Raw genomic sequence first — 12062 nt, 5'->3', positions numbered from 1 at the left:
CATGGCCACCGACCTCATCAATCGCAAGGTCGTGCGGGTCCCCGAAGTCGGGGGGCTCGTGCTCGGCAAGGCCCAGATCATCCTCGAGGACGCCGGCCTCAAGCAGGTCGCGATCCTCTACCGCGAGGGCTACGAGGATCACGACACGGTCGTCGACCAGCGTCCGGCCCGCGGCCAGATGGTCTACGAGACCACCGAGGTGACGCTGTGGGTCGCCCGCCGCGGCTACCTGCAGCACCTGCCGGCGCTGTACCGCCGCTCGGACGCGGTCGGGCACAACGTCGTCCGCGACCTGTGCTTCATCTTCGAGCACATGTTCGGGGCGATCGAGCAGAAGATCGACGCCAACCACCTCTACTACGACCCGCACACGACGCCGCCGGAGTTCCTGACCTGGCTGGCGTCGTGGATGGCCTTCACCGTCGACCTCGACTGGCCCGACGAGCGCAAGCGCGCCCTGATCAAGCGGGCGGTCGACCTCTACCGGATCCGCGGCACCAAGCGGGCGCTGGCGCTGTTCCTCAAGCTGTTCACCGGCTACGAGCCCACCATCGACGAGAACGTCTGGCCCTTCAAGGGCTTCCGGGTCGAGAGCGAGGCCCGCATCGGCATCGACTCGGTGATCCTGCCGCCGGTCAACCTGGCCCACTGCTACGTCATCACCGTGCCGGTGGCGTTCGACAAGGTGACCCCGGAGCTGGTGCTGCGCATCCACCAGATCGTGTCGATGGAGAAGCCGTCACACACGCACTACTACCTGAAGTTCCTCGAGGAAGATGGTGACGTCGAGCTCCGCGAGTTCTTCGTCATCGGCGCCCGCTCGGGCATCGGCATCGGCGCCGAGGTCGTCCAGGCCTTGCCCGACGACGACGCCGCCGACGCCTAGTTCTCGCCACCGCCGCCTACGCCCAGCTGGAGACCGTCCATGAGCGATCAGAAAGAAACCGGCTACAAGCGCATCAACTTCTTCAAGGGGTTCCTCACCACCGAGAGGGACTGGAACGACGCGGAGAAGTACCACATCGACAAGCGGATGCTGCACAACCGCCTGTTCCACTCGCCGGGCGTGGCGATGGGCTACGGCGGCGATCTGCGCGTCGCCGCGCGCGCGCGGGGCGATCTGTCGGTCGAGGTCCAGCCGGGCTACGGCATCGACGGCGTCGGCCACGATCTGATGCTGTTCGACGCGACGATCAAGAACATCAACCCGGAGGAGTTCCGGCTGCCGCAGACGGTCTACATCGTCCTGCGCTTCTACGAGGAGATGAGCGACTTCATCGCCTACAAGGAGAACCTCGAGTACAAGGGCCACCGGCGCGTCCTCGAGACGTGCAAGATCGAGGTCAGCCAGACCGAGCCCGACATCACCCGCGAGGTCGAGCTGGGCCGCATCTACCTGGAGAAGGGCGCCAACCGCATCCGCGACGCGCGCGATCCGGCCGATCCCCGCGCCAACGAGATCGACATGCGGTTCGTGCCGAAGGCCGGCCGGGCCGGCTCGTTCATGCCGCCGGCCCAGCGGCTGCGCCTCCAGAACCTGCTGTGGCAGATCCGCAAGGGCGGCCTCGAGTACAGCCGCCGCGGCATCCACTCGGCCAACAACGTCATCCAGTGCTGCAACACGGCGCTCATGCTCGACGCGTCGAACATGGTCGACCTGCGCAACATCTTCGACATCTTCTACCTGCTGATCGAGAGCGAGGGGGAGATGGCGCTCGACATCGACGCCCACCACCCGGCGATCGCGCAGAAGAAGGAGTTCTCCGAGTACCGCCGCCACGTCGAGATCCTCCGCGGCCTGATCGCCGAGGGGAAGTTCAACATGGACGCCTTCCAGAACATGCTGGCCTACCAGGGCAAGCTCAACGAGATCGCCAACCAGGCGATCGCCGGCGAGAAGCTCCTGGTCGAGGTCAAGGAGGAGCCCAAGGAGGACAAGCCCAAGGTCGCCGACCTCAAGGACTGGGAGGGCGTGAAGGTCATGCCGTACCCGAAGGAGTCGATGGACCTCGAGGGCCTGACCTGGGTGCTGGTCGACGAGATCAAGATCCTCGACAACGACTCCGAGGGGAAGCACGCCTTCAACATCAAGGAGGCCAAGGACTCCTACCGGTCGCGCCAGAAGCTCAAGTACCCCGACGGGACCGTGATCGAGGGCGTCGGCCGCGCCCACGTCGGCGGCTTCGCCGAGTTCAAGATCAACGTCACCGCCGGGCGCCCGGTCGTGGTGCTGCGCCGCATGGACTACGTCTACGGCGACTACGAGCTCGAGATGCAGGTCAACAACAAGGCCATCGGCGTCGTCGCCTGCACCGGCACCGACCGCGTCCACCGCTGGCGCAACTGGCCCGCGATGATCGGCGCCGAGCACGTCACCGACTCGACCTTGACCATCAAGCAGGTCGCGCTCACCGCCGGCCGCGACGTGAACATGTTCCACATCTGGGTCTACCAGCCGAAGTGACCCGTCGTCCCTGAGGGCCGCTCGGCCCGCGCTGGCGTCTCGCTGGTGTCGTTATCGCGGGATCGGCCCCGCGGTTCTTGTTTCCAGCGCCAGCGCCGGTGCTAGAATCTGCAACGGGAATTCCGGGGCCTATCCCGGCGCGGAGTCGCACGCCCCATGTTCTTCGAGAAAGTCTTCGGTCCGATCCTGGCCCCGTTCCGCGCGATGCGGAACAAGTGGGTCGGGGTCAAGAGCATCAAGGGCTCGGTCCAGTCGGACATGTCCCGGGCCAAGAACCTCAATAGCCAGGTGAAGGGCTACGGCGCGAACGCCGCGAAGCTCGCGGGGCAGGGGCAGGCGGCCGCGGCCGGCGCGCAACAGCAAGTGCAAGGAGCACAAGGGTACATGCAACAAGGAATGCCGGGCGCACCCGGCGCGCCCGGTGCGGCGCCGCCGATGAATCCCAACCCCCCGATCCGTACCGCTGGCTTCTGGCTCTGGAAGAAGAAGTTCTGCAGCCAGTGCGAGCAGCAGCTCGACAAGACCTGGGACAGCTGCCCCAGCTGCGCCCAAGCGGCGGCCGCGGCCAACGCGCCCAAGCCGGCGATGAAGACCCAGGCCATCGCGCTCAACCAGGGCTCCTCGGCCAACCCGTTCTCGGGGCTGCAGATGATCGGCTGGCTGGTGCCGCTGCAGGGGCCTCAGCGCGGTGAGCTGTTCACGCTCGGCTCGCAGACGCTCGTCCGCACGGACCCGTCGGCGTGCGCGCTGGTGCTCCAGGACAGCTTCATGCCCTCGAAGCACGCCGAGATCAAGATCGAGGCCGGCGTGTGGATCCTCAAGGACATGGGGTCTACCAACGGCACCTACGTCAACGATAAGCGGGTCGACAAGGCGGAGCTGGTCGACAACGACTTCATCAAGTTCGGCCAGTTCCAGGTGAAGTTCAAGAGCCTATGACGAACCATCGGCTTGCGCTGACGTCGCTCATCCTGGTCGCGCTGGCCGGGACCGCTATCGCCGACATCTCCAAGTGGGTGCCCGAGGTGATCGACGGCGAGCCCACCGAGAAGGTGAAGAACCCGCCGCCGTCGATCCGCGTGAAGATGTACGGCGACACCCTGCCGGCTCAGGACGTGTGGAGCACATACATGCTCGCCCACGCCCGGGACGACATGAAGAAGCCGCCGCCGGGCGTCAAGCCGACGAAGGCCATCCCGTACCACAAGTCCAACGAGACCCTCGGCCTCGTCATTCTGGTCGAGGGCCACGAGTACTACTTCGGCAACGACACCTACAAGCAGGCGCAGGACTGCAAGGACCCGGCGCTGCTCACCAGCGGTCAGGCCTGCCGCATCGTCAAGCCCGCCGCGGGTGTGTACACGGTCATCCGCGGGGCGCTCGAGGCGCCCGGCGGCTCGGGCGACGACATCCCGGTCACGATCTCGCGGGCCGGCCCGCCGGGCTCGAAGGGCGCGCTGCTGGTCTATAGCGCTGGCACCGAGCAGAAGTTCCAGGGCGACCTCAAGGACCTCACCGCCGAGAAGCTCGGCGATCAGCGGGCCCAGGAGGGCAAGACCTCGCGCGAGCTGGTCGACGGGCTCAACGCCGCGCAGCTGGCGCTGAACAAGATCGGCACCAACCGCAAGGCGCTGTTCGTGTTCTCCGACGGCTTCGACGCCGGCGAGGCCACCGAGATCCAGGCCATCAAGAAGAAGCTCGACGCCGACAAGGTCGAGGTCTTCACGTTCTACCTGGAGTCGTCGACCGACTTCATCCCCGACGACGCCGAGACCGTCAAGCGCTCCAAGACCAAGCTGGAGATCCTCGCGTCCAACGGCGGCATCGCCGCCAAGGCCAAGGATCAGGACGCCCTCAAGATCGCGATCACCTCGGCCGTGCAGCAGCTCAACAGCCGCTACCTGCTGGTGTTCCCGGGCTCGATCGTCGACCCCAAGACCAAGCGCAAGGCCGGCTTCAACTGGGACGGCAACGAGCACACGCTGACGCTCAAGCTGGGCGACGGCGACGACATCATGAACACCAACAGCCAGGGTGAGGACATCCCGACGACGCTGGTGCTGGCGCCCAAGTGGGGCCAGTCGAAGGGCGGGAGCCTGTGGTGGCTGTGGATCGTCATCCCCGGCGGCGTGCTCCTGCTCGGCATCATCATCGCGTCGCTCGGCGGCAAGAAGCAGCCCGCGCCAGCGCCGGTGATGGTCGCGGCGCCGGTCGCGCCGCCGCCGCCGATGTCCGCGCCGTCCAACCCGGCCAAGACGATGATGGTCAACATCTCGACCGGCGACGGCCTGCCGGTGGTCGGCTGGATCGTCCCGACCACGGGCGAGAAGCAGTTCCAGACCTTCAAGCTGCAGTACGGCGAGACCCGCATCGGCACCACGTCGAACTCGCACGTCGTGCTCAACGACGGGTTCATGAGCACCGATCACGCGAAGATCGTGATGTCGCCGACCGGGTTCACGCTGGTCGACAACAACTCGACCAACGGCACGTTCGCGAACGAGCGCCGCATCCAGCGCCACGAGCTGGTCGACAACGACATGATCATGTTCGGCAAGACCGTCTGCAAGTTCAAGACGATCCTCGGCACGTGAGGGCGCGCACTGGCCCATCGTGTCCACTCCGATCCTCCTCGTCGTCATCTTCGGCTCGATCCTGGGCGTGGGGCTGCTCGTGTTCGCGCTCGCGCGCGGGCGCGGCGGCGGGGCCGCCGGCGGCGGGCTGTGCCCGGGCTGCCAGCGGGCGATGCGGCCCGAGTGGCCCCGCTGCATGTTCTGCGGCTGGGCACCGGTCGCGCGCCTCGAGTTCGTGCTCGGCCCGCTGACCGGTCAGGTCATCGAGCTGCGCGACGCCGTGACCACGGTCGGCTCCGTGGTCGGCAACTCGATCGTCCTGGCCGACCCCGCGGTCTCGCGCAAGCACGCCGGCATCCGTCGCCTCGACGGCACCTACGAGCTGGCCGACCTCGGCTCCACCAACGGCATCTACGTCAATGGCCACCGCCTCCCGAAGAAGAACCTCGCCCCCGGCGACGTGATCCGCGTCGGCAACAGCGAGGCGGTGTTCCGTCCCCAGTAGCCCCACCGTCGCGCCGGGCGGTCGCCGAGCCAGCCCACCGTCCCGACGGCGCTCCACCCGAGACGAGAGTCGCATGCACCTGCCACGGTCCCTGTTCCGCCACCCGCTCACGGTGATCGTCGCGCTCGTCGCGGCGGTCGCGGTCGCGCGCGCCGACATCCGCCTCGAGGCCACGGTGCTCGAGCCCGACCCCGCGGTCAAGGACGCGGCGCCGACCCTGCAGCTCACGGTCTTCGGCGCCAGCCCGCAGGCGCTGAACTCGTACACGATCCGCCAGCAGGGCCGGCGGGTCGTCAAGGCGTCGAAGCTCATCCCGTTCCTCGAGGGCCCCGAGCCGGTCGGCCTCGTGGTGGTCGTCCTCACCGACGGCAACTACCTCGACAACAGCGGGAAGACCGAGATCCTCGACGGCGTGCAGCAGGCGTTCGCCAGCCTGGCCGCCGCCGGGCCGCCGGGCTCGCAGGTCAGCGTCGTCAGCTACGCCGCCGAGGCGACGGTGTTGAAGTCGGCGGCGCCGCTGGCCGACCTGGCCACCCTGACGCTGACGGCGGGGCCGAAGGGGCCGCTGGCGGCGCGGAACCTGCTCGCGGGCCTCAAGCTCGGCGTCGCCGAGCTCGACAAGGTCGGGGGCGCGCGCAAGGCCCTGGTGGTGATCGGCGACTTCATCGACGGCGAGGGCTCGACCTCGGCGTCCGCGCCGATCCGCGATCTGGGCCGGCAGCTGACCGAGCGCAAGATCCTGACCGCGGCGATCATCTACCAGCAGCGCGGGGCCGAGTTCGGGCAGCCGGCGAGCCCGCTCAAGCTCGATCCAGTGACCAAGCAGATGGTCCCCGACGACGACGCCGGGGCGCTGCTCGAGCGGACCTGGCGCCAGACCCGCAAGCAGGCCGTCGAGGACGCCAAGTTCTTCAGCGCCAACCACGCCAACGAGCTCTCGTCGCGGACCGGGTTCGGGATGGCGGCCGAGGGGGTCGCCGGCGAGCTCGCGGACCGCTTCTACTTGCAGTTCCCGGGCTACGACAAGGTCAGCAAGGCCGGGCTGACCTGGGACGGCAAGAGCCACACGGTGATCCTGCGCGTCGACGGCAACGAGTTCGCCAAGGTCGACGTCGAGCTGTCGCCGAAGTGGAGCCCACCCGGCGGCGGCACGGCGTGGTGGATCTTCCTCGTGATCCCGGTCGGGCTCATCGCCGTCGGCCTCGTGATCGCGAAGGTCGTGCGCAAGCCCAAGGCGGCGCCGGGCCCGGGCGTCGGCGCGCCGGTCCCCGGCATGGTCGGTGGGCCTGGGGGCCCCCCGGGGCCCGGTGGTCCGGGCGGTCCGGGCGGTCCAGGCCCCGCTGGCCCGGGTGGCCCGGGCGCGCCCCCGCCCGGCAAGCCGATGAAGACCCAGTTCATCAACGTCGCCGGCGACGACGTGTTCCCGATCGTCGGCTGGATGGTGTTCCTCAACGGGCCCCAGAAGTTCAAGACCCACAAGCTGTCGGCGGGCGTCACCAAGGTCGGCACCGGCAAGGAGTCGGACATTGTCATCGACGACGGCTACATGAGCACCAACCACGCGCTGGTGGTGACGACGCCCGACGGCTTCACGCTCCAGGACAACAGCTCCACCAACGGCACCTTCGTCAACAACGCGCGCGTGGCCAAGCACGAGCTCTACGACGGCGACGTGGTCACGTTCGGCCGGACCCAGCTCAAGTTCAAGGCCACCATTTGACCTCGCCCCACCACTATGTCGTCGGCCTGATGGCGGTGGGCGCAGGGGTCGGGTAGGATCGCACTCACCCATGGGCGGAAGGCTTCTGTTCCGCGACGCGTCCGGTCGCGAAGGCGCCGTCGATCTCGATCCGAACGTGACCCTGTTCATCGGCCGCGGCCTCGAGTGCGCGGTGCGGACAGACGACGGCATGGTCTCGCGCCGCCACTCGTCCGTCCGGATGGAGAACGGGCGCTTCCTGATCGAAGATCTGCAGTCGGCAAACGGCACGGTCATCAACAACCAGCGCATCCAGCGCTACGTGCTCAACCACAACGACGTGGTCCAGTGCGGCTCGATCGTGCTGCGGTACATCGAGGACGGTCCGCTGATCCCGCCGCACCAGGCGCGGCCGCCGATCGCGGGTGGCGATCCGCCGCCCAAGGCCAACCGCACCATGGCCCTCGATCAGGGCAATATCCCTGGCCACCCCGGCGCTGGTGGCGGCCAACCCGGCTACGGCGGCGGCGGTGGCGGTGGTGGCGGCCCGCCCGGCTACGGCGGCGCTGCCGGTGGTCCCCCTGGCTACGGCGGCGGTCAACCCGGGTACCCCGCCCCCGGTGGGCCTCCTGGCTACGGCCCGCCGCCCGGCGGGACCTTCGGTGGCTCGTCCGGAGGTTTCGGCGGCAGCGCGGCCGGCGCGGCCCGTCCCGGCGTGGGCGGCCCGCCTGGCATGGGCGGCCCGCCTGGCACGGGCGGCCCGCCCGGCATGGGCGCACCTGGGATGCCCGGCGGCATGGGCGGCGCGCCCGGAATGCCTGGCGGCATGGGCGGCGCGCCCGGGATGCCTGGCGGCATGGGCGGTCCTCCGGGGATGCCCGGCGGCGGCATGGGTGGTCCTCCGGGGATGCCCGGCGGCGGCATGGGCCACGCGCCCGGGATGCCTGGCGGCGCTGGTGGCGCCCCTCCATTTGCGGCTCATGGCCCGCCGGCGATGCCGGGCGCCGGGGGCATCTTCGGTGGCGGCGCGCCTGCGATCGGTGGCGGTCCGCCTGGGATGCCTGGCGGCGGTCCGCCGGGGATGCCGGGCGCCGGTGGTCCTCCGGGCATGCCGGGCGCCGGCGGTCCGCCGGCGATGCCGGGCGCGGGCGGCGGCCGTGAGCCGTCGATCGTCGTCGACATGGACGGGGTCGGCAACGACGGCGGCAAGGCCGCCGCCGAGCTGAAGAAGATCCGCGGCGAGCTCGAGGCGGTCCAGCAGAGCTACGACCGCGAGGTCGCCGACGGCAAGCGCATGCGCGCCGAGGCCGCGACCCTGCGCGAGGCTATCGAGAACCTGCGCGCGACCGTCCGCGATCGCGAGGAGCAGGTCGCGGCCCACGGCCGGGTGGCCGACGAGCTGCGCGAGGAGATCAACCAGCTGCGCGAGGAGCTGGCCACCGTCCGGGCCCAGATGACCCAGATGGCGGAGACGATGGCCACGCGCGAGCGCCAGCTCACGCGCGCCCAGGACGACGTCACCAAGCTCAAGGACGAGGTCGACGACGTCTCGAAGCAGCTGATCGACGTCTCGAAGACCAAGGACGAGGGCTGGAAGAAGCTCAACGATCAGCTGTCCGAGATCGAGCACCTGCGCGAGGTCATCAACGAGCAGGAGCGCATGCTCGAGGAGCGGCGCGTCGGCCTGATCTCGCAAGAGGAGGTCATCAAGGAGCTGCGGACCGAGCGCGAGAAGTACCAGCGCCAGGTCGCCAGCCTCAAGGCCGAGCGCGACGAGGCGACGACCAACGCGACCCGGCGCGAGGCCCACGGCCAGGCGCTCGAGGAGGAGAACCGGCGCCTGGGCCGCATGATGGTCGAGCAGCAGACCGCCGGCGGCGGCGGCGGCGGCGACAGCGTGCTGCGCCTCAACGGCGAGCTCAAGGAGCTGCGGGTCGAGCACCGCAAGGTCGAGGCCGATCGCGATCGCCTGCAGGAGCGCTACGACTCGGCCGCGCGCGATCTCGATCGGATCGAGGGCCGCCTGGCCCAGGTCGAGGTCGAGCTCCAGGAGGTCAGCCACGCGAAGATGGCGGCCGAGAGCGCGCGCGCGGTGGCCGAGGACGCGCTGGCCAAGGCCGAGGTCGCGCGGCACAAGGCCGCCGAGCAGGCGCTGGTCGCGGCCCGCGAGCGCGACACCCAGGCCACCGGCGACGCCGCGGCCCAGCGCGAGCTCGACAAGCTGCGCAAGAAGCTCGGGGAGCTCGAGACCCGGACCGCCGCGGCGGTCTCGGCGGCCGACATGACGGCGCTCGCGGCGGATCTCGAGACCGGGCGCGCCAAGCTGGCCGAGGCCGAGGGCCGGGCGTCGGTCGCCGAGCGCGCGGTCAAGGGCCTCGAGGCCGAGCTCGACGCCCTGCGGGTCGAGGTCAAGGCCGCCAAGGGGGACACCGAGCGGGCCAAGGCGCCGGCGGCCGAGGCCAGCGCTGGCGCCGGCACCGACGAGATCGTCCAGGCCGCGCGCGAGGTCTACGATCAGATCAACGACGTCCTGTCGGAGCTGCGCAACAACATCAACCTCGTGAAGGGTGAGCTGCCCAACCTCGGCGGCGCCAACGCCGACAGCCTGTCGATCGTGTCCGACACGATCGAGACGCTGGTCGGCCAGGCCGAGGACGCCAAGGGCTCGCTCCGAGGCCTCCGCGATCTCGCCGGCGGCTGACGTCGGACGCCCACCGCCGAAAGAACCACGATGACCACCGAGACCATCCGTCGAAGCTCTCGCGGCGAGATCGAGGACCTGATCCGCGCTCGCTACTCGCTCATCTGGGTGACCTCGCCCGAGGAGACCCGGGTCGAGGAGTCGCTCAAGAAGCTGTGCGTCGAGCGCGAGATGCGGCTCGAGGTGTGGTCGATCACCGAGGGCTTCAAGGTCCTCGCGAACGGCCAGGGCACGCGCGACGTCAAGGACCCGATGAAGGCCATCGACCACGTCATCCGTGGCGAGGGCCGGGCGCTGTACGTGCTGCGCGACTTCCACCCGTTCCTCAAGGAGCCGGCGGTGGTGCGGCGCCTGCGCGACGCCGCGACCGAGCTGCGCAAGACCAAGAAGAGCCTGATCGTCCTGTCGCCGCTGACCAAGTTCCCGCCCGAGCTCGAGAAGTCGATCTCGGCGATCGTCGACTGGGAGCTGCCCAACCGCCAGGAGGTCGAGGCGATCGCGCGCCGGCTCCTGCCCAACGCGCCGCCGGCGACCCAGCAGCTGGTCGAGAGCGATCCGACCTACCTCGAGCGCGTGGTCGAGGCGGCCCTGGGCCTGACCGCGGTCGAGGCCGAGAACGTCTTCGCCAAGGCGATGGTCCGGACCCACACCTTCGACCTCGAGACGATCCTCGAGGAGAAGAAGCAGATCATCCGCAAGAGCGGCCTGCTCGAGTACTACGAGCACCGCGAGGAGTTCACCGACGTCGGCGGCATGGACACGCTCAAGGACTGGCTGGTCAAGCGCCGCAACGCGTTCTCGAGCCGCGCCCGCGACTTCGGCCTGCCGCTGCCCAAGGGCATCCTGCTCATCGGCGTGCCCGGCACCGGCAAGTCGCTGACCGCCAAGGCGGTCGGCGCGCTGTGGGGCATGCCGCTGCTCCGCCTCGACGTCGGCAAGATCTTCGGCGGCCTGGTCGGCAGCTCCGAGGAGAACATCCGCACCGTGATCAAGACCGCCGAGGCGGTCGCGCCCGCGGTGCTCTGGATCGACGAGCTCGAGAAGGGCTTCTCCGGCACCGGCAGCTCGGGGCAGACCGACGGCGGCACGACCTCGCGCGTGTTCGCGTCGTTCATCACCTGGCTCCAGGAGAAGACGACGCCGGTGTTCGTGATCGCGACCGCCAACAACGTCCACCAGCTGCCGCCCGAGCTGCTGCGCAAGGGCCGCTTCGACGAGATCTTCTTCTGCGATCTGCCCGATCGCGAGGATCGCCGGTCGATCATCGACATCCACATCCGCAAGAAGAAGCGGGACCCGGGCCAGTTCGATCTCGATCGCCTGGTCGACATCACCGCCGACTTCTCGGGCGCCGAGATCGAGCAGGCGGTGGTGGCGTCCTTGTACGACGCGTTCGACACCGGCGCCGATCTCAACAGCGAGCTGCTCATGCACACGCTCAAGGAGACCGTGCCCCTGGCGATCACCATGCGCGAGCAGATCGAGAACATGCGCGAGTGGGCGCGGACCCGCGCGCGGCTGGCGTCGTCGCGGGGGCGGTCCCAGGCCAAGGCCGGCGGCGGCTGGATGGCCAAGTACGGCGCCGCCCGCGGCGGCCTCGGCGACAAGCCGGGCGAGAACACCGGCGACGACGGCGATCGCAAGCTAGAGTTGTAGGCCGGGCCCGCCCGGTCGCCAGGAGGCACCATGTCCCACTTCACGAAGTGCGAACTCAAGATGACCAACCTGGCGGCGATCAAGGCCGCCCTCGCCGATCTGAAGCTGAACTTCACCGAGGCCGAGCAGGGCCAGGCGGTCGTCGTCCGCGGCTACCGGGGCGACACGCTCAAGGCCGCGATGTCGATCGACATGGGCCGGTACGACATCGGCGTGGTCGCCAGCGAGCAGGGCACCTACGACATCACCGCCGACTGGTGGGGCGTCGAGACCACCAAGGGCGTGTCCGAGGAAGAGTTCAAGAACCAGCTGTCGCAGCGCTACCAGTACCACAACGTCAAGATGGCCTGCGAGGAGAAGGGGTACGCGCTCGAGGAGGAGGAGAACGAGGAGGACGGCTCGATCCGCCTCGTCGTCCGCAAGTGGAGCGCGGAGTAGCAGCACCCGCGGCCGCCGCGGCGCCC

At 69.3% G+C, this 12062-nt stretch carries 9 protein-coding genes; all 9 read left to right on the top strand.

Features of this window, described 5'->3' with window-relative positions:
- Position 1: 1 nt before the first annotated feature.
- The 9 genes from IPL61_01770 to IPL61_01730 all read left to right on the top strand — a co-directional run bounded on the left by IPL61_01770 (position 2) and on the right by IPL61_01730 (position 12036).
- Complete coding sequence (locus IPL61_01770; GenBank protein MBK9030061.1) at positions 2 to 886, top strand: PASTA domain-containing protein; 885 nt, start codon at positions 2 to 4, stop codon at positions 884 to 886.
- Positions 887 to 925: 39 nt separating this feature from the next.
- Complete coding sequence (locus IPL61_01765) at positions 926 to 2464, top strand: hypothetical protein (GenBank protein ID MBK9030060.1); 1539 nt, start codon at positions 926 to 928, stop codon at positions 2462 to 2464.
- A 156-nt stretch (positions 2465 to 2620) separates the two neighbouring features.
- Positions 2621 to 3403, top strand: coding sequence for an FHA domain-containing protein (locus tag IPL61_01760; GenBank protein ID MBK9030059.1), 783 nt, complete (start codon positions 2621 to 2623; stop codon positions 3401 to 3403).
- A complete protein-coding gene (locus IPL61_01755) occupies positions 3400 to 5058 on the top strand; it encodes an FHA domain-containing protein (GenBank protein ID MBK9030058.1) in 1659 nt (552 codons plus the stop codon). The genes IPL61_01760 and IPL61_01755 overlap by 4 nt, the downstream gene beginning before the upstream one ends.
- A gap of 19 nt (positions 5059 to 5077) precedes the next feature.
- Positions 5078 to 5542, top strand: a complete 465-nt coding sequence (locus IPL61_01750; protein MBK9030057.1) for an FHA domain-containing protein — start codon at positions 5078 to 5080, stop codon at positions 5540 to 5542.
- 73 nt (positions 5543 to 5615) lie between these two features.
- Positions 5616 to 7262 (top strand): FHA domain-containing protein, encoded by a 1647-nt coding sequence (locus IPL61_01745; GenBank protein MBK9030056.1) that lies wholly within the window; start codon positions 5616 to 5618, stop codon positions 7260 to 7262.
- A 70-nt stretch (positions 7263 to 7332) separates the two neighbouring features.
- Positions 7333 to 9942 (top strand): FHA domain-containing protein, encoded by a 2610-nt coding sequence (locus IPL61_01740; GenBank protein ID MBK9030055.1) that lies wholly within the window; start codon positions 7333 to 7335, stop codon positions 9940 to 9942.
- Positions 9943 to 9972: 30 nt separating this feature from the next.
- Positions 9973 to 11598, top strand: a complete 1626-nt coding sequence (locus tag IPL61_01735) for an AAA family ATPase (GenBank protein ID MBK9030054.1) — start codon at positions 9973 to 9975, stop codon at positions 11596 to 11598.
- 30 nt (positions 11599 to 11628) lie between these two features.
- Positions 11629 to 12036, top strand: coding sequence for a DUF1257 domain-containing protein (locus IPL61_01730; protein MBK9030053.1), 408 nt, complete (start codon positions 11629 to 11631; stop codon positions 12034 to 12036).
- The last annotated feature ends 26 nt before the right edge of the window (positions 12037 to 12062 follow it).

Source organism: Myxococcales bacterium, assembly GCA_016717005.1.
Taxonomy (GTDB): Bacteria; Myxococcota_A; Polyangia; order Haliangiales; family Haliangiaceae; genus UBA2376.
Note: the sequence above shows the minus strand (reverse complement) of the source record. Positions and strands in the feature narration are given on the sequence as shown.